This is a genomic window from Cellulomonas sp. B6 (assembly GCF_001462455.1).
Classification (GTDB): domain Bacteria; phylum Actinomycetota; class Actinomycetes; order Actinomycetales; family Cellulomonadaceae; genus Cellulomonas.
Genome location: NZ_LNTD01000069.1, coordinates 1 through 17,324, shown reverse-complemented (window position 1 = coordinate 17,324; position 17,324 = coordinate 1). Strand labels below are relative to the sequence as shown.

Here is a 17,324-nt window from a genome sequence, read left to right as displayed (position 1 = left end):
TGTGTGCACAGGTTGGGGACACACCTGTGGACAGAGCGGGTGAGAGGTCCGCGCACCCCGCGCGACCGGCACATACGCTGTGCACGTGCTGTGGAGCGACGAACATTCGACGGTCGTTCACCTGGTGGACGTCTGAGCCGCCCCGTGGACGCCCACGACTCCCCGCGCCCGCCCGGTGTGGACCGCCAGATCCTCGCGCTGGCGGTCCCCGCGCTCGGTGCCCTGGTCGCCGAGCCGCTGTTCGTGCTCGTCGACTCCGCGATGGTCGGGCACCTCGGCACGGACGCGCTCGCCGGGCTCGCGCTCGCCTCGACCGTCCTGGTCACCGTCATCGGGCTGTGCGTGTTCCTCGCGTACGCCACGACCGCCGCGGTGGCCCGGCGTCTCGGCGCGGGCGACCGGCAGGGCGCGCTGCAGACCGGCGTCGACGGCATGTGGCTCGCCCTGGGCCTCGGCGTCGTCCTCGCCGTCCTCGCGTGGCTCACCGCGCCGTGGGTGCTCGCGGCGCTCGGCGCGCGCGGCGAGGTCGCCGTGCAAGCCGTCACGTACCTGCGCTGGTCCGTCCCCGGCCTGCCGGGCATGCTGCTCGTCCTCGCGGCCACGGGCGCGCTGCGTGGCCTGCAGGACACCCGCACACCCCTCGTCGTCGCGGCCTCCGGGGCTGTCGCGAACGCCGCGCTCAACGCGACCCTCATCTACGGCGCCGGGCTGGGTATCGCCGGGTCGGGCCTCGGCACGGCGGTCGCGCAGCTCGGCATGGGCGTGTGGCTCGTCGTCGTGGTGGTGCGCGGCGCGCGCGGCTCCGGCGCGCGCCTGACGCCCGCCGCGGGCGGCATCTGGGCCAACGCGCGCGCGGGCGTCCCGCTGCTCGTGCGTACCGCGACGCTGCGGCTCGCGATCCTGCTGACGGTCTGGACCGCGACGGGTCTGGGTGCGGCCGCGCTGGCCGGGCACCAGGTCGTCAACGCCGTCTGGGGCCTCACCGCGTTCGCGCTCGACGCGCTGGCCATCGCCGCGCAGGCTCTCGTGGGACACGCGCTCGGCGCCCGCGACGTCGCGCGCACGCGCGCGCTGCTGCGCCGCACGCTGCAGTGGGGCGTCGGCGCCGGGGCGGTGCTCGGCGTGCTCGTCGGCGCGCTCGCGCCGCTGTACGTGCGGGTCTTCTCCCCCGACCCCGCGGTGCAGCGCGCCGCCGTGGTCGGCCTCGTGGTGGCCGCCGTCGCGCTGCCGATGGCCGGCTGGGTCTTCGTGCTCGACGGCGTGCTCATCGGCGCCGGCGACGGGCCGTTCCTCGCCTGGGCCGGCGTCGCGACGCTCGTCGCCTACGTGCCCGCCGCCCTCGCCGTGCACGCGTGGGCACCGCCCGGCGCGGCCGGCCTCGCGTGGCTGTGGGCCGCGTTCGCCGTGGTCTTCATGGCCGCCCGGGCGATCAGCACCGGGCTGCGCGCCCGCGGCACGCGCTGGATGGTCGTCGGCGCCTGAGCGGCCGCCCCGGGGGCGACCTCAGTCGCCACCGCCTCCGCCACCGTCACCGCCGGACCCCGCGCTCGCGTCGCCCGGCCCCGCGTCGTGCGCCACGCCGTCGCCGCTCTCGCGGGTGCCGTCGGCACCGGCCGCCGCGCCACCCGCGGCGTCCTCACGCTTCTCGTCCCCGCCCGGGGACGAGAACCAGCCCGTCGACATCGCCATGAAGACGATGCCGATCGTGAAGAACGCGATGCCGCCGCCGTCGGAGTCGCCCGCCATCTGCGTGATCCCGAGGACGAGGAACGTCACCCCGATCGCGAAGAACGCCCCGTTCTGCGCGCGCTTCGACGACGTCCCGCCGCCCTTGCGCGGCGTGTCGCTCACCGGTCGTCCTGATCCGTGACGCGCGCCGTGACCTGCACCGCGCGCGAGCGGCGCACGTACGTGCCCAGGTAGCCCGCGGCCACCGCGGTCAGCACGACACCCACCGCCAGGAACGTGAGCCCGAGCGCCGTGCGCCCCAGCGCCGTGAACACCGCGCCGAGGGCCAGCAGCGGCGCACCCACCGCGAACATCGTGCCGCCGACGGCGGCCTGCTGCGCCGGGGCCGCCGTGGTGGTGGCCTGCGCGTCCGTGGTGCGCTTCTGCGTGCTCATGTCGTGCCTCCTGGTTCGTCCTGACCTCTGCGACGAGCCTAGGGATCGCGGCCGCCGCGTCCCACCGTCCCGCGGCCGATCCTCACGCTCCGTCCCGAGGCGGAGAGGCGCACCCGGTCTCCGCCCCGCGGGCGGGAACGACGAGGCCCCGCACCGCCGGAGCGGTACGGGGCCTCGCGAGCTCGCGGGAGCAGGTCAGGCGGCGACGACCTTGACGGTCACCTTGGCCGAGACCTCGGGGTGCAGGCGGACCTGCACCGTGTACTCACCGGTCGACTTGATCGCCTGGGCGACCTCGATCTTGCGCTTGTCGACGGCCGGAGCGCCGGCGGCCTGGATCGCCGCGGCGATCTCGGCCGTGGTGACGGCACCGAACAGACGGCCCGACTCGCCGGACTTGGCCGACACCGTGACGGCGTTGGCCTGCAGCGAGTCGCGGATCGCCTTCGCGTCGTCGAGCGTCGCGATCTCGCGCGCCTTGCGGGCACGACGGATCGCGGTGACGTCCTTCTCGGCACCCTTGGTCCACGGGGTGGCCAGGTTGCGCGGGACGAGGTAGTTACGGGCGTACCCGTCCTTCACCTCGACGACGTCGCCGGGGGCACCGAGACCGGTGACCTCGTGGGTCAGGATGATCTTCGCCATGGGTCAGTCCTTTCTCAGCGAGCCGACGACGAGTACGGCAGGAGGGCCATCTCGCGGGCGTTCTTGACCGCACGGGCGATCTGGCGCTGCTCCTGGACGGAGACGCCGGTCACGCGACGCGCACGGATCTTGCCGCGGTCGGAGATGAACTTGCGGAGCAGAGCCGTGTCCTTGTAGTCGACCGTGTCGATCTTGGCGGCCTTGAGGGGGTTCTGCTTCTTCTTGGGCTTGCGGACGACGGGCTTGGCCATCGTGGTGCTCCTTGTCTGTGGAGCCCCGAGCGTTGCCGTGCTCGGGGATGAGAATCAGGGGTGCGAGGCGCCGATCAGAACGGGGGCTCGTCGGAGTAGCCGCCGCCGGACCCGCCCGCGGGCGTCGCCCACGGGTCGTCGGTCTGGCCGCCACCACCGGAGGACTGGCCCCCGCCGTTGAACCCGCCGCCACCGCCGTAGCTGCCGCCGCCGCCACCGAAGCCGCCACCGCCGGACCGCTGGGTCTTGGTGACCTTCGCGGTCGCGTACCGCAGCGACGGGCCGACCTCGTCGACCTGCAGCTCGTACACGGTGCGCTTCTCGCCCTCGCGGGTCTCGTACGAGCGCTGCACGAGGCGGCCCTGCACGATGACGCGGGTGCCCTTGGTGAGGGACTCGGCGACGGACTCGGCCGCCTCCCGCCAGATCGAGCACCGGAGGAACAGCGTCTCGCCGTCCTTCCACTCGTTGGACTGGCGGTCGAACGTGCGGGGCGTGGACGCGACGGTGAAGTTCGCGACCGCGGCGCCCGACGGGGTGAAGCGCAGCTCCGGGTCCCCGGTCAGGTTCCCGATCACCGTGATGGTGGTCTCGCCGGCCATGACGGCCTCCTCGCTCGTTCGTACGGATCGGCTGCGGCGTGGTGCCGCGGGTGCTGGTGCCCGACGCTAACGACGGGCTCCGACACGGGCAGGCTCAGGCCTCGCGGCGCAGGACCTTCGTGCGCAGGACGACCTCGTTGAGGCCGAGCTGACGGTCCAGCTCCTTGGCGGTCGCGGGCGACGCGGTGAAGTCGACGACGGCGTAGATGCCCTCGCCCTTCTTCTTGATGTCGTACGCGAGGCGACGACGGCCCCAGACGTCCACCTTGTCGACGGTGCCCCCGTCGGTCTTGACGACCGTCAGGTACTTGTCGAGCGACGGGGCGACGGTGCGCTCCTCGATCTCGGGGTCGAGGATGATCATGATCTCGTACTGACGCAGGCTCATACCCACCTCCTCTGGTCTTCGCGGTCACGGTCGGTCCGTGACAGGAGGGTTCTCGTGCGTCTCGTCGTGACGCACCACCGACGAGGCGTCAGGGGTCCAGGCACGACGAACCGTCCGCGAGGGACGGCGATGGACCAGACTACCGGGTCGCCGCCCCCCGACCGAATCGCCCGGTCGGGGGGCACGCGCCCTCGGTCAGGGCCGAGTCCCGGGCACGGCCGCTCCTGCGGCCGCGTCGGCGGGTGGGGCCTCCGGCGCGGGCTGGGTCGGCACCGGCTGGGTCGGTTGCGGCGCCGGCGTCGTCGGCTGCGGCGGAGCGCCGCTCGACACGACGAGCGTCACCGTCGCACCCGCGTCGACCGTCGACCCCTCACCGGGCTCGACCCGGATCACGCGGCCCGCCGCGACGGCCGGGACCGCGGTCGAGACCTCGGACCGGATGCTCGCCACGAGACCCGCGCCCTGCAGCGCGCCCGTCGCGTCCGCCTCGGTCCGACCCGTCAGGCCGCCGGGCACCTGCACCTGGGCCGGCTGCTGCGGCTCCTCCGGCGTCGGCTCCTCGGTGGGCTCCTCGGTCGGGGTCGCCGTCGACGTCGGGCGCCCGCCCACGTTCGCGCGCGGCGGGAACTCCTGCACGGCCGAGAACCGCGGGTTCTCGAAGACCTTGCGCATGTAGTCCGACCACAGCACCGCCGGGTACGACGAGCCGGTGATCTGGCTGTACTTCCCCCACGCCTGGATGGAGTCCTTGCCCCGTCCGTCCTCCGACTGCTGCGACAGCGCGACCGCCGTGGCGAGCTGCGGGACGTAGCCCACGAACCACGCGGACTTGTTGTCGGTCGACGTCCCGGTCTTCCCGGCGATCGGACGCTTCAGCTTGCTGATCTCGGCCTTGCCCGAACCCTGCTCGACGACCTGCGTCATCGCGTAGGTGGCGTCGGCCATGACGTCGGCGGCGAAGACCGACCGGCCGGCCGTGTCGGGCTGCCACGCGACCGTGCCGTCGTTGTTCTCGACGACCTGCAGGACGTGCGGCGTCCGCTGCACGCCCTGCGCCGCGAACGTCGCGTAGGCGCCCGCCATGTCGAGGGGGCGCACGTCGTCCGCACCCAGCACGTTCGAGGGCACGGTGTTCAGCGGCGTCGTGATGCCGGCCTCGGTCGCGACCTGCGCGGAGCGCTCCGGGCCCACCTCGATGTTCAGCGCCGCGTACACGGTGTTCACCGAGTCCGCCGTCGCCTTGACCAGGTCGATCTGCCCGTAGTCCTTGTTGCCGAAGTTGCTGACGTCCTTGGTGCCGCCCTCCCACTCGGGGAAGCGCTGCGGCGAGTTGCCGTCGAACGTCGTCGAGAGGCCGATGCCGTCCTGCAGGCCCGCGACCAGCGTGAACGGCTTGAACGTCGAGCCGGCCTGGATCTCGTCGAACGTCGCGGTGTTCTTCTGGTCGGTCAGGTAGTCGGGTCCCCCGTACAGGGACACGATGCCGCCGGTCGTCGGGTCCACCGAGACGACGGAGACGCGCAGCCGCTCGCTCGGCGCCTCGCCGTCCGACAGCCCGCCCGTGCGCAGCGCCTCGGCCGACTCGACCGCAGCCTGCTGCACCGACTGGTCGATCGTCGTGATGATCTTCAGACCCTTGGTGCGCAGCTCGCCGGAGGTCCACAGGTTGGTCGCGAGCAGCTCCTTCTCGACCATCTCGAGCAGGAAGCCGTTGGGGCCGCGGTACGCCTCGGACTTGACGTACTCGATCGTCGTCGGGAAGACCTGCGCGGCACGGTCGCTCGCGCTCAGCCACCCGGAGTCGACCATCGAGTCGAGCACGATGCCCCAGCGCTGCTGCGACTTCTCCGGGCTGACCGCGGGGTCCCAGTTGTTGGGGGACGGGATCAGCGCCGCCATCAGCGCGGCCTCGGACACCGTCATCTCGGCCGCGGGCTTGCCGAAGTACGACTTCGACGCCGCCTCGATCCCGTAGGAGTCGCGACCGAAGTAGATCGTGTTGAGGTACCGGCCCATGATCTGGGCCTTGTCCTCCTTCTGGGACAGCTTGATGGCGAGGATCGCCTCCTTCGCCTTGCCCCAGTAGTCCTTGGTGGTGTTCTGGTAGTAGCGCTCGACGTACTGCTGGGTCAGGGTCGACCCGCCCTGCGTCGGCTTGCCCTGCACGTTGTTGATGAAGGCGCGCACCATGCCGGTGATCGACACGCCCCGGTTGGTGAAGAACGTCTTGTCCTCGCCCGCCGCGACCGCCTGGCCGACGTACTCGGGCAGCGTCGCGTAGTCGACGATCTCGCGCTTCTGCTCCGCGAAGGTGCCCATGACCTCGCCGGGCTGGCCCGGCTCGGCGCCCGCGTAGTAGACCGTCGTCGTCTGGAACTGCACCTCGGCGAGCGGGTCCGGCGGGTTGATGAACGCGAACGCCGCCGCGCCGGCACCGAGGAGCAGGAAGATCCCGCCGATGAACGTGCCGAGCACGACCCGCCACGACGGCAGCCAGCGGCGGACGCCGCGGTGCTCCCGGCGCGGGTAGTTCCAGAACTTCCGCTTCTCCGGCGGGGTCGCCCGGGTCGACGCGCGACGCGTCCCGCGGCGTGCGCGGGTGGGCGCCGCACGGCGTGTGCTGCCTGCCAACGGGGGACCTCTCGTGCCGACGACGGTGCGGGCGGACGCTCGTCCGCGGCCCGCGTCGGGGCGCGTCGGTCGGGGCGCTGCCGAGGTCAGTATGGACGAACGACGTGAGAGGTGGCTCCCGACGCGGGCCCGGGACGTCCCGTTCTGGGCGGGAATTCACACGATCGGCACCGCGTCGCGACGCGATCCGCCGGCCGCCGACGCACACGGTCGTGCCGGACGTGTTGTGGGCGCACAGGGATGCGACATATTCTCCGGATGTATCGAGTTGATACATCGCGCCGGGCACCTCGCCCGGCTGCGGTCCCGACGGGCAGGAGGAGGCCAGGTGCGCGGACGTTCCGACGTGCTCGAGCCGGCGATCCTCGGTCTGCTCGCCGGGTCGCCCATGCACGGGTACGAGCTGCGCAAGCGCCTCAACCTGGTGCTCGGCTCGTTCCGCGCGCTGTCCTACGGCTCGCTGTACCCGTGCCTCAAAGGGCTCGTGGAGCGCGGCCTGATCGTCGGGACCGACTCCCCCGGCGACCGCACGGTCGCCAGCAAGCGCGCGCGGATCGTCTACGAGCTCACCGCCGACGGCAAGGAGCACCTGCAGCAGGTGCTCTCGACGTCCGGGCCGGCGGCCTGGGAGGACGAGAACTTCGACGTGCGCTTCGCGTTCTTCGGCCAGACGGACGCCGAGACGCGGCTGCGCATCCTCGAAGGTCGTCGTTCCCGGCTGACCGAGCGGCTCGAGACGTTCCGCCAGTCGTTCGCCCGGACCCGCGAGCGCATGGACGAGTACACGCTCGAGCTCCAGCGCCACGGCCTCGAGCAGGTCGAGCGCGAGGTCCGCTGGCTGGACGACCTCATCGACAACGAGCGCGGCGTCCGTCGCGCTCGCCCCGAGGGCGGTGGCCGACCGGCCGCCGCTGCAGACGACGCCGAGGGCTCATCCGAGGCGCGAATCGAGAAGGAGCGAGGATGACCTCCATCCGCGTCGCCATCGTCGGCGTCGGCAACTGCGCCGCGTCGCTTGTCCAGGGTGTGCACTACTACCGGGACGCCGACCCGGCGGGCAAGGTCCCGGGCCTCATGCACGTCCAGTTCGGCGACTACCACGTGCGCGACCTCGAGTTCGTCGCCGCGTTCGACGTGGACGCCAAGAAGGTCGGCTTCGACCTGTCGGAGGCGATCTTCAACTCCGAGAACAACACCATCAAGATCTCCGACGTCCCGCCGCTGGGCGTCACGGTGCAGCGCGGCCACACGCTCGACGGCCTGGGCAAGTACTACTCCCAGACCATCGAGGAGTCGGACGCCGAGCCGGTCGACGTCGTCCAGACGCTCAAGGACCAGCAGGTCGACGTGCTCGTCTGCTACCTGCCCGTCGGCTCGGAGGACGCGGCGAAGTTCTACGCGCAGTGCGCGATCGACGCGGGCGTGGCGTTCGTCAACGCGCTGCCCGTCTTCATCGCGTCGGACCCGGAGTGGGCCGCGAAGTTCGAGGCCGCCGGCGTCCCGATCGTGGGCGACGACATCAAGTCGCAGGTCGGCGCGACCATCACGCACCGCGTGCTCGCGCGTCTGTTCGAGGACCGCGGCGTCATCCTGGACCGCACGTACCAGCTGAACGTCGGCGGCAACATGGACTTCAAGAACATGCTCGAGCGCGAGCGCCTGGAGTCCAAGAAGCTGTCGAAGACGCAGGCCGTGACGTCGAACCTCGACGACGGCCCGCTGGCCGGCAAGAAGGAGGACCGCAACGTCCACATCGGCCCGTCGGACTACGTCGCGTGGCTCGACGACCGCAAGTGGGCGTACGTGCGCCTCGAGGGCCGCGCGTTCGGCGAGGTGCCCCTGAACCTCGAGTACAAGCTCGAGGTGTGGGACTCGCCGAACTCGGCCGGCATCATCATCGACGCGGTCCGCGCCGCGAAGATCGCGAAGGACCGCGGTATCGGCGGCCCGATCCTGTCGGCGTCGACGTACTTCATGAAGTCCCCGCCGGTGCAGATGGAGGACACGAAGGGCCGGGCGCAGCTCGAGGCCTTCATCCGCGGTGAGGTCGAGCGCTGAGCCGGAGCGCAGCGGAGGGTGCCGGCCCGGCGCGCAGCGTCAGGCCGGTGCCCGCGGCGGAGCGCAGGCTCAGCGCGACCAGCAGGTCGAGCGCTGAGCCGGAGCTGACCACCTGACCGTCGGGGTCGTCGTGAAGGGTTGTTGCCGGATCCCGGCAACAACCCTTCACGCGTCTCCGGCGTCGTCCACAGGTCCGTCCCACCGACCCCGGTGCGGGGGTGGGTGCGGCAGGGTCGGCGCATGCAGCGGTGGCAGACGCACCTCGACCTCCGTCGGCCGGACGTTGGGCGGGCTCCCCGGGATGGCCGACCTCGCGACCGCCGTGCGCGCGGCGGTCGCCCGCCAGGACGGCGTGGCGACCACCGCCCAGCTCGCGTCCGGCGGTGCCGGCCCCGGGGTGGTCGGCCGGCGCGTGCGTGCCGGGGTGTGGCAGCGTCCCTATCGCGGTGTGGTGCTGCTGCAGAGCGGCCCGCCGTCCTGGCGGCAGCACGCCCGCGCGGCCCTGCTGGCTGCCGGGGCGGGCGCGGCGCTGTCCCATCGGTCGGCCGGGTACGTCCACGGGATCGTGCGGGAGCCGGGAGCGGGCATCGTGGTGAGCGTGCCGGCGGCGCGCGCGGTGACGGCAAGACCGGGCCTCGTGGTGCGACGCCGTCGCACGATGCCTCCGGCCGGCGACGGTCTGCGGGCGGTGACGCCCGAGGCGACGGTGCTCGACCTCGTGGCCGGGTGTGCGGACGACGACGCGGTCGTCGCTCTGCTGTGCGACGCCGTGCGCGCCGGCGTGCTCGCGGGGCGCGTGCTGCTCGAGCTCGGGCAGCGTCCCGTGCAGCGTCACCGCGCTCTCGTGGTCGCGGTGCTCGACGACCCCGTCGGTCGTGTCGAGTCACCGCTCGAGCGCCGGTACGACCGGGACGTCGAGGCCGCGCACGGCCTGCCGCGCTCGCACGCGCAGGTGCGCCAGCACGTGGCCGGTCGCCGGATCCGCGCCGACCGCGTGTTCGCGGGCCTCGGGGTCCGCGTCGAGCTCGACGGGTCGCTCGCGCACCCTCACGGTCGGACGGACGCCGACGTGTGGCGGGACAACGCGGTGCTCGTCGAGCGGGGCGACGTCACGCTGCGCTACCGCTGGTCGCACGTCGTGGCGGCGTCGTGCACGACGGCGGGTCAGATCGCCGCCGCACTCCTCGCGCGGGGGTGGCCGGGTCGCCCGTCGCGCTGCGGCCCGACCTGCGCGCTCCTCGAGCGAGACCGCGGGTCGTGAAGGGTTGCGGGCGGTGGACGGCCACAACCCTTCACGACGCCGACCGACACCGACGCGCGTCGCACGCCCGATCCCGGACGTCTCGGCCCTGGCAGCGACGAGCGCCTCCTGAAGCAGGTCCTGCGCGTCCTCGGACGATCCGCACAGGAGGGTGGTCCAGCCGACGAGGGTTCCGTACCGCTCACGGACGAGACGCTCGAGCATCTCCTCCCAGGGTCGTGTCACGTGCAGCCTCCTCCGGGTACGGGTCGCCATGAGAACGCACGCGGCGCGAGCCCGGTTGGGGTGCGGCCCGCGCGCCCGTCCGGTGCCGCCCCGAGGTCGTGAAGGGTTGCTGCCCGTGGGCGGCAGCAACCCTTCACGACCTCCCGAGACCTCGTCCGCTCACCACGACCCGCTGTCGCCGGGTTCGGCCGCCCACGCCACACCGAGCGCGCCCGCCTCCCCCAGCGTCGGCCCGACGGGTCGCACGGCGCCCGACGCGAGGTCGACGCTCCACACCTGGCTGCTCGACCCGGGCTCCTCGTAGCAGGAGAGGTACCCGGTCCGCACGAGCAGCCCGTCACCCCCCGGCCGGGCCGAGCAGATGTCGTCCGGGAGCGGCTCGGCGGGGGTCACCGGGGTCATGGACCCCGCGGACCACAGGTACGCGCCGCCCCAGCAGACGTCGAAGCAGTCGGCGAACGCCCGGGTCAGCGGGGCGCGACCCACCACGAGGCTCCCGTCCTGGAGCCACCTGCCGCGAGCGGGCACCAGGTCGCCCGCGACGACGTCCCGCACCTTCTGCGACCCACCGGTGCGCACGTCGAAGCGCACGACGCGCGCGTTCAGGTCCTCGAGGTACTGCCGCTCGCCCGTCGGCGCGACGTCGTCCCTGCAGGTCGCGAGGATCGACGTCGCGTCCAGCCAGGCGACGACGTCGCACCCCCTGCCGGGCGGGATCGCGAGGGGCGTGCGGGCACCCGTGGCCAGGTCCACGACCTCACGGCCGGTGCCGGGCGCCTCCTCGACGACCGCGCGGGCACCGTCGGGCGACACCACGACGGAGCCGGGGAGGTCGAGCGTCGTGACGACGCGCGGCTCGCCCTCGCGTGGTACCAGCCGCAGGCGCCCCTCGGCCGAGGGCACCCCGTCGGCCCCTGCGGCACCGCCGGGGACAGGGCGGAACCACAGCTCGTCACCCGAGGGCAGCAGGCTCAGGAACCGGTCCGTGGCGGAGATCCGGTCGTCCGGCACCAGCTCGCCCGTGACCAGGTCGTACTCGCCGACCACCGGTGTCCGGGTGCCGGCGCCGTCGTCGAGCCAGCTCGTGGCGCGCACCGCCCGGCCCCCGTCCCAGCGCACGACGTCGATCGGTCGCTCGTCCTCCCTGACGAGGTAGAGCTCGCCGGTCGGCGCCGACAGGGCGAGCACCTGGCGTGCCGGCCCGTCGTACACGAGCGGCCCGTACCCCAGGAGCGTCCACCCGGGGCCGGCGGCGTCCAGCGCGCCGTCCGGGAGCGCGAGCAGCGGCGGCATCCCGGCCACCGAGACCGGTGTGCTCGGGGGGGTCGACTCGGGTGCGGGTGCCGTCGTCGTCGGACCCGGGGTCGGCGTGGGCGTGGCGCTCGGTGCCGGCGTCGGGGTGTGCGCGGGCAGCGGCGTGGTGTCGTGCCGCAGCCCGAACCAGCCGGCGACGCCCAGCACGCCGACGGCCGCGGCGGCGACCGCGGCGTACGACGCGGTGCGGCCTCGGCGTGCCCGCGCCACACGGGCGTGCAGCTCGGCCAGCACGGCCGGGTCCGGGCGCACGCCGTCCTCGTGCTGCTCCTGACGACGCAGCGCGGCGTCCAGCCGCGCGCTCAGGTCACCGCTCACGGCGCACCTCCGGGGTGTCGCGGGTCGAGTCGACGAGCGTGACGGGCAGCCGTTCGCCGCCCGCGGTGGTGGTGCCGAGCGCCGCGTCGAGCGCCGCCACGGCGTCGGACACGTAGCGCTTGACCGTGCCCTCGCCGATGCCGAGCAGACGCGCGGTGTCCCGCACGGACAGGTCGTCGAGGTGCCGCAGCACCACGCACGCCCGCTGCTGCGGCGGCAGAGCGGCCAGCGCGGCAGCGACGTCGGCGTCCAGGAGGTCAGACTGCAGCTCGGTGCTGACCGCCTCGCGCCCGGCCAGCCGCGCGACGGCGGCCCGCTCCCGGGTGCGCCGACGCGCGCGGTCCACGAAGCGTGACGCGACCGCGCGGCGCACGTACGCCTCGGCCTGCGGAACCGACCCGAACGACGCTCGCGCCGAGAACGTCGACACCAGCGCGTCGTGCAGCACGTCCTGCGCCTCGTGCCGGTCACCCGTCAGCACCGTCGCGTACGCGAGGAGCCCCCCGTACCGCTCCGCCACGAGCCGGTCGAGCATCGCCGCCCCGTCCCGGCTCACGTCGTCCTCACCATCGTCGCCGCCCCTGATTCGGTCCCGGACCATCCTGTCGCCACCACAACGACGCAGGTGCGCGCCTGGTTGTGCCGCGTGTCGGGGCGGCACGCGGCGGCCCGGCGGGCGAGGTCGGTGGCGGCACGTAGCCTGAGCCGGTGCAGGTGATCTCCGACCTTCGGGCGCTGTGGCCGCTGACGGGCTTCCGGCGCCTGTTCGCCGTACGGCTGGTGAGCCAGTCGGCCGACGGCATGTTCCAGGTCGGGCTCGCGACGCTGTTCTTCTTCTCCCCCGAGAACGCGTCGACCGCCACGGGTGTCGCCGCCGCGTTCGCGGTGCTGCTGCTGCCGTTCACGATCGTCGGGCCGTGGGCCGGGGTGCTGCTGGACCGGTGGCGTCGCCGCCAGGTGCTGCTGTACGGGAACCTCGTCCGGGTGGCGCTGACCGCGACGATCGCGGTGGTCATGCTCACGCAGGGCGTCGGCCCGCTGGTGTACGTCCTGGCGCTCGCGACGTTGTCGGTGAACCGGTTCCTGCTCGCGGCGCTGTCGGCGTCGCTGCCGAAGGTCGTCGAGGGGCCGCTGCTGCTCACCGCGAACTCACTGACCCCGACGCTTGGCGCGGCGGCGGCGGGCGTCGGCGGTCTGGTGGGCTTCGTGCTGGGGCTGCTGCTGCCCGACGGCCGGCTGCGCGACGCGATCTCGCTGCTGGTCGCCGCAGCGGTCATGGGCTGCGCGTCGGCGCTCGCGACGCGCCTGGGCCCCGACCAGCTCGGGCCCGACGAGCGCGCCGACACCTCCGAGATGAAGGCGGCCCTCGCGAGCCTCGCGCACGGCCTGGTGGCGGGCGCGCGGTACCTGGTGGCCCGCCGGACGCCCGGCTACGCGCTCGGCGTCATGGCGCTGCACCGGTTCTGCTACGGCGCGGTGTTCATCGCGAGCATCCTCATCTCCCGCAACCTGCTCTCCGACCCGGCCGACGCGGGCGCGGGCCTGCGCACGTTCGGCACGGTGCTGGCCGCGAGCGCGGTCGGGTTCGCCCTCGCGGTGGTGCTGACGCCGCTGCTGGTGCCGCGCGTCGGCGCGCACGTGTGGATCGTCGCGTGCATGCTGCTCGCCGTGGTCAGCCAGCTCGTGCTCGTCGCGACGGTCGCACGGGCCGCGGTGCTCGGCACGGCGGTGGCGCTGGGCCTGGCGGCGCAGGGCGCCAAGATCGCGGTGGACACGATCGTGCAGCGCGACACGGCCGACGCCTACCGCGGGCGGGCGTTCTCGCTGTACGACGTGCTGTACAACGCCGCGTTCGTGGGGGCGGCCGCGCTCGCGGCGGTCGCCCTGCCGGACACCGGCTGGTCGCGTGGCGTGTTCGCGCTCGTCGCCGCCGTGTACCTGGGGGGTGCGCTCGCGTTCGCCGCGGGCCCGCGCGAACCGGCCGAGGTCGCACCGCCGCGGACGGCGGCACGCGCATGACCGTGCGTACGCCCGGCGCGGACCCCGCCGGCGAGCGGGCGGACGATCGTGCGGACGAGCGGGCGGACGGGCGCGCGACCGACGGTGCCGCCCGGCCCCGGGTCGGCAGCTGGCCGCTCGACGGCGCGCTCGCACGCCTCGTCCTCGAGGCCGGTCCGCACGCCATGACCGTGTCGGACCCGAACCTGCCCGACGACCCGGTCGTGTGGTGCAACCGCGCGTTCACGGCCCTCACGGGCTACGCGGCGGACGAGGTCGTGGGTCGCAACTGCCGGTTCCTGCAGTGCGACACCACGGACCCCGCCGCCGTCGACCGGGTCCGCGCCGCGCTCGCCGCGGGCGAGGACCTGCGCGAGACCCTGCTGAACGCGCGCAAGGACGGGACGCAGTTCTGGAACCAGCTCGCGGTCGCGCACGTGCGGGACGCCGACGGGCGCGTCATGTACCGCGTCGGCGTGCAGGTGGACGTGACCGCCGAGACCGTGGGCGACGCCGCGCGCACGCTCGAGCTGACCCTGATGCACCGCACCGCGGACCGGCTCGAGCTGCTGGCGACCGTCGGCGACGAGCTGTCACGGCACCTCGACTACGACGACGCGGTGGCCGCGCTCGCCGACACCGTGGTGCCGCGCATGGCGACGTGGGGATTCGTCGCGATGGTCACCGAGGGCGGGCGGTTCGAGCGTGTGCACGTCGTCGCGGCGGACCCCGCGCGGCAGGCCGCCGCGCACGCGCTGGGCACGCAAGGGACGTCGTGGCTGCTGCGCTCGCCGCGCGTCGCGCAGACGCTCGCGGCGGACGCGTCGCACGTGCCGGTGACCCTCCCCGTCGACATCGCCTCGCTGCCCGGACGCACGACGCCCGACGAGCTGCGCCTGCTGCACGAGCTCGGCCTGGGCAGCGCGATGCTCGTGCCCGTCACCGGGCGCGGGCGGGTCCTGGGCGTGCTGTGCCTCGTGCACGAGGACGCCGACGGGTTCGACCGCGAGGCCGTCGTGACGGCCGCCCACCTGGGACGCCGCGCGGGCGTCCTGCTGGAGAACGTCCGGCTGTACCTCGCGGAGCGCGACGCGGCCCTCACGCTGCAGCACAGCCTGCTGCCCGTGCTCGGCGACGTCGGTGGCCTCGACGTCGCGGCGTCGTACCTGCCGTCGGGGCGGCGCGCCGAGGTCGGCGGCGACTGGTTCGACGCGTTCGTGCTGCCCGACGGGACCACGAGCCTGACCGTCGGCGACGTCGTCGGCCACGACCTGCGCGCCGCCGCGTCGATGGGTCAGCTGCGCACGCTGCTGCGCACCGCGGTGTGGCGTGGCGACAGCCCCGGGGCGGCGCTGCGACGGCTCGACGGCCTGGTGCACGCGCTCGACCTGTCCGACGTCGCGACGTGCGTGCTGCTGCGGTGGCGGCGCACACCCGCGGGCGCGCACGTGACGTGGTCGTCGGCGGGGCACCCGCCGGCGCTCGTGCGACTTCCCGACGGCCGTGTCGAGCGGCTCGAGGGCGGGCGACGCACGCCCGTCGGCCTGCCGTCCCCCCACGGCACCTCGGCTCCCGAGGCGTCGCGCGAGCTGCCGCACGGGTCGCTGGTCGTGCTCTACTCCGACGGGCTCGTCGAGCGGCGGGACCGGGGGCTGCGCGAGGGCATCGAGGCGCTCGCCGCCCACCTCGCGGGCGTGCCGGCCGACGCCGACGCCGCGGCCGTGCGGGACGCCCTGGTCGCCGACGTCGTCGACGGCGGCCAGGAGGACGACGTCTGCGTGCTGGTGGCGCGGGTCGGCTGACCCGCGCGCGCGGGTGCCCCGCCCGCCGGCGCGGCGGCGCCGCTCAGGACGAGCGCTGCGCCCACCACGCGAGCAGCAGCTCGCGCGCCCGCTCCTCCCCCAGCGGCCCGTGCTCCATCCGCTGGTCCAGCAGGTACCGGTACGCCTCGCCGACCTCGCGGCCCGGGCGGATGCCGAGCACCTGCATGATCTGCGTGCCGTCGAGGTCGGGGCGGATCGACGCCAGCTCCTCGGCCTCGCGCAGCGCCGCGATCCGGACCTCGAGCGAGTCGTACGCGGCCTTGAGTCGCGCGGCCTTGCGCTGGTTGCGCGTCGTGGAGTCCGAGCGCGTCAGCCGGTGCAGGCGCTCCAGCAGGGGCCCGGCGTCGGTGACGTAGCGGCGCACGGCCGAGTCCGTCCACTCGCCGTCGCCGTAGCCGTGGAACCGCAGGTGCAGCTCGGTGAGGCGCGCGACGTCCTGCACGGTCTGCTTGTCGAACCGCAGCGCCTTGAGCCGCTTGGCGACCAGCTTGGCGCCGACGACCTCGTGGTGGTGGAAGCTCACGCCGCCGCCGTCCTCGAACCGGCGCGTGCGGGGCTTGCCGATGTCGTGCAGCAGCGCGGCCAGGCGCAGCACCAGGTCGGGACCGGGCACGGCGCCGTCGGGGCCGGTCTCGAGCGCGATCGCCTTCTCCAGCACCATGAGCGAGTGCTGGTAGACGTCCTTGTGCCGGTGGTGCTCGTCGATCTCCAGGCGCAGCGCGGGCAGCTCGGGCAGCACGTGGTCCGCGAGGCCCGTGTCGACCAGCACCTCGAGGCCGGCGCGCGGGAACGGTGCGAGCAGCAGCTTGGTGAGCTCGTCGCGCACGCGCTCGGCCGAGACGATCGTGATGCGCGACGCCATGTCGACGATCGCGGCGCGCGCGTCGTCGTCGAGCCGGAAGCCGAGCTGCGCGACGAACCGGGCCGCGCGCATCATGCGCAACGGGTCGTCGTCGAAGGACCGGCGCGGGTCGATGGGCGTGCGCAGCACGCCGCGCGCCAGGTCCGCCAGCCCGTCGAACGGGTCGACGAACTGCAGGTCCGGCACGCGCACCGCCATCGCGTTGACCGTGAAGTCGCGGCGCGACAGGTCGCCCTCGAGCGTGTCGCCGAACTCGACGAGCGGCTTGCGCGACGTGGGGTCGTACGCGTCCGCCCGGTAGGTCGTGACCTCGACGACCACGTCCTGCGAGCCGGCGCCGTGCCGCCCCGCGAACCGGCGGGCGCCGAGCGTGCCGAACGCCCGGCCGATGTCCCAGTGCGCGTCGCCCCACGCCACGAGCAGCGGCTCGGCCTCGTCGGGCGTCGCCGACGTCGTCAGGTCGAGGTCGTGGCTGGGGCGGCCCAGGAACGCGTCGCGCACCGGACCGCCCACCAGCGCGAGCTCGTACCCGGCCGCGCGGAACCGCGTCCCCAGGTCGAGCGCGTCGGGCGCCATCGCGGCGAGGGACTCCAGGGCGCGGCGGCGCAGCTGCTGCACCGCGGCGGCATCGGGCTGGTCGGGGGCGTCAGGCACCGGACAAGCCTGCCAGAGGTCACGCCCGGCACGTCCGCGGGCCTCCGCACCCCGGGTGCCCCGGTGCACCGGGCACGTGACGCACGGACGACCCGCACATGACCTCCACGTGACCGCACGTCGCGGCCGTGCGTCGTGCGGTGATGCCGAGTCGTTACAGTGTCGACATGT

At 73.9% G+C, this 17,324-nt stretch carries 16 protein-coding genes; 6 read left to right on the top strand and 10 right to left on the bottom strand.

The window, feature by feature from the left end; translation table 11 throughout:
* Positions 1-144: 144 nt before the first annotated feature.
* Positions 145-1,482: an MATE family efflux transporter gene (locus ATM99_RS05855; RefSeq protein WP_062101992.1), complete on the top strand. Its 1,338-nt coding sequence runs from the start codon at positions 145-147 to the stop codon at positions 1,480-1,482.
* Positions 1,483-1,503: 21 nt separating this feature from the next.
* Here ATM99_RS05855 and ATM99_RS05850 read toward each other — a convergent pair whose 3' ends face one another.
* The 7 genes from ATM99_RS05850 to ATM99_RS05820 all read right to left on the bottom strand — a co-directional run bounded on the left by ATM99_RS05850 (position 1,504) and on the right by ATM99_RS05820 (position 6,640).
* Positions 1,504-1,851, bottom strand: coding sequence for a hypothetical protein (locus tag ATM99_RS05850; protein WP_062101991.1), 348 nt, complete (start codon positions 1,849-1,851; stop codon positions 1,504-1,506).
* Complete coding sequence (locus ATM99_RS05845; RefSeq protein WP_062101990.1) at positions 1,848-2,123, bottom strand: hypothetical protein; 276 nt, start codon at positions 2,121-2,123, stop codon at positions 1,848-1,850. The genes ATM99_RS05850 and ATM99_RS05845 overlap by 4 nt, the downstream gene beginning before the upstream one ends.
* A gap of 195 nt (positions 2,124-2,318) precedes the next feature.
* Positions 2,319-2,768 (bottom strand): 50S ribosomal protein L9, encoded by a 450-nt coding sequence (gene rplI, locus ATM99_RS05840; RefSeq protein WP_062101989.1) that lies wholly within the window; start codon positions 2,766-2,768, stop codon positions 2,319-2,321.
* Between the two features lie 14 nt (positions 2,769-2,782).
* Complete coding sequence (gene rpsR / locus ATM99_RS05835; protein WP_062101988.1) at positions 2,783-3,019, bottom strand: 30S ribosomal protein S18; 237 nt, start codon at positions 3,017-3,019, stop codon at positions 2,783-2,785.
* Positions 3,020-3,093: 74 nt separating this feature from the next.
* Positions 3,094-3,621: a single-stranded DNA-binding protein gene (locus ATM99_RS05830; RefSeq protein WP_062101987.1), complete on the bottom strand. Its 528-nt coding sequence runs from the start codon at positions 3,619-3,621 to the stop codon at positions 3,094-3,096.
* Between the two features lie 94 nt (positions 3,622-3,715).
* A complete protein-coding gene (gene rpsF, locus ATM99_RS05825) occupies positions 3,716-4,009 on the bottom strand; it encodes a 30S ribosomal protein S6 (RefSeq protein ID WP_062101986.1) in 294 nt (97 codons plus the stop codon).
* A gap of 195 nt (positions 4,010-4,204) precedes the next feature.
* The gene (locus ATM99_RS05820) at positions 4,205-6,640 is read right to left on the bottom strand and encodes a transglycosylase domain-containing protein (RefSeq protein ID WP_062101985.1); all 2,436 of its coding nucleotides are present in this window, start codon (positions 6,638-6,640) and stop codon (positions 4,205-4,207) included.
* Positions 6,641-6,968: 328 nt separating this feature from the next.
* Here ATM99_RS05820 and ATM99_RS05815 point away from each other — a divergent pair, with 328 nt between their 5' ends.
* From ATM99_RS05815 to ATM99_RS05805, 3 genes are all read left to right on the top strand, one after another.
* A complete protein-coding gene (locus ATM99_RS05815) occupies positions 6,969-7,607 on the top strand; it encodes a PadR family transcriptional regulator (protein WP_062101984.1) in 639 nt (212 codons plus the stop codon).
* Positions 7,604-8,698: an inositol-3-phosphate synthase gene (locus ATM99_RS05810; RefSeq protein WP_062101983.1), complete on the top strand. Its 1,095-nt coding sequence runs from the start codon at positions 7,604-7,606 to the stop codon at positions 8,696-8,698. Before ATM99_RS05815 ends, ATM99_RS05810 begins: the two co-directional genes overlap by 4 nt.
* 301 nt (positions 8,699-8,999) lie before the next feature.
* A complete protein-coding gene (locus tag ATM99_RS05805) occupies positions 9,000-9,959 on the top strand; it encodes a hypothetical protein (RefSeq protein WP_062101982.1) in 960 nt (319 codons plus the stop codon).
* A gap of 384 nt (positions 9,960-10,343) precedes the next feature.
* On the opposite strand, the gene ATM99_RS05800 is transcribed toward ATM99_RS05805, so the two are convergent.
* Together ATM99_RS05800 and ATM99_RS05795 are read right to left on the bottom strand one after the other, a co-directional pair.
* Complete coding sequence (locus ATM99_RS05800; protein ID WP_062101981.1) at positions 10,344-11,816, bottom strand: hypothetical protein; 1,473 nt, start codon at positions 11,814-11,816, stop codon at positions 10,344-10,346.
* Complete coding sequence (locus ATM99_RS05795) at positions 11,806-12,372, bottom strand: sigma-70 family RNA polymerase sigma factor (protein WP_062101980.1); 567 nt, start codon at positions 12,370-12,372, stop codon at positions 11,806-11,808. Before ATM99_RS05795 ends, ATM99_RS05800 begins: the two co-directional genes overlap by 11 nt.
* A 152-nt stretch (positions 12,373-12,524) precedes the next feature.
* Between ATM99_RS05795 and ATM99_RS05790 the strand changes: the two genes are divergently transcribed.
* Entirely contained in the window at positions 12,525-13,835 is a 1,311-nt protein-coding gene (locus tag ATM99_RS05790; RefSeq protein WP_062101979.1) for a hypothetical protein, read from the top strand.
* Positions 13,832-15,616, top strand: a complete 1,785-nt coding sequence (locus ATM99_RS05785; protein WP_082659323.1) for a SpoIIE family protein phosphatase — start codon at positions 13,832-13,834, stop codon at positions 15,614-15,616. The genes ATM99_RS05790 and ATM99_RS05785 overlap by 4 nt, the downstream gene beginning before the upstream one ends.
* Before the next feature lie 43 nt (positions 15,617-15,659).
* Here ATM99_RS05785 and ATM99_RS05780 read toward each other — a convergent pair whose 3' ends face one another.
* On the bottom strand, positions 15,660-17,153 hold the full coding sequence (locus ATM99_RS05780; protein ID WP_062101978.1) for a CCA tRNA nucleotidyltransferase: 1,494 nt from the start codon (positions 17,151-17,153) through the stop codon (positions 15,660-15,662).
* Between the last annotated feature and the right edge of the window lie 171 nt (positions 17,154-17,324).

Coding starts and splice junctions, on each gene's coding strand:
- ATM99_RS05830 (WP_062101987.1), bottom strand. CDS start 3,621: ATGGCCGGCGAGACCACCATCACGGTGATCGGGAACCTGACCGGGGAC.
- ATM99_RS05805 (WP_062101982.1), top strand. CDS start 9,000: ATGGCCGACCTCGCGACCGCCGTGCGCGCGGCGGTCGCCCGCCAGGAC.
- ATM99_RS05810 (WP_062101983.1), top strand. CDS start 7,604: ATGACCTCCATCCGCGTCGCCATCGTCGGCGTCGGCAACTGCGCCGCG.
- rplI (WP_062101989.1), bottom strand. CDS start 2,768: ATGGCGAAGATCATCCTGACCCACGAGGTCACCGGTCTCGGTGCCCCC.
- rpsF (WP_062101986.1), bottom strand. CDS start 4,009: ATGAGCCTGCGTCAGTACGAGATCATGATCATCCTCGACCCCGAGATC.
- ATM99_RS05785 (WP_082659323.1), top strand. CDS start 13,832: ATGACCGTGCGTACGCCCGGCGCGGACCCCGCCGGCGAGCGGGCGGAC.
- rpsR (WP_062101988.1), bottom strand. CDS start 3,019: ATGGCCAAGCCCGTCGTCCGCAAGCCCAAGAAGAAGCAGAACCCCCTC.
- ATM99_RS05845 (WP_062101990.1), bottom strand. CDS start 2,123: ATGAGCACGCAGAAGCGCACCACGGACGCGCAGGCCACCACCACGGCG.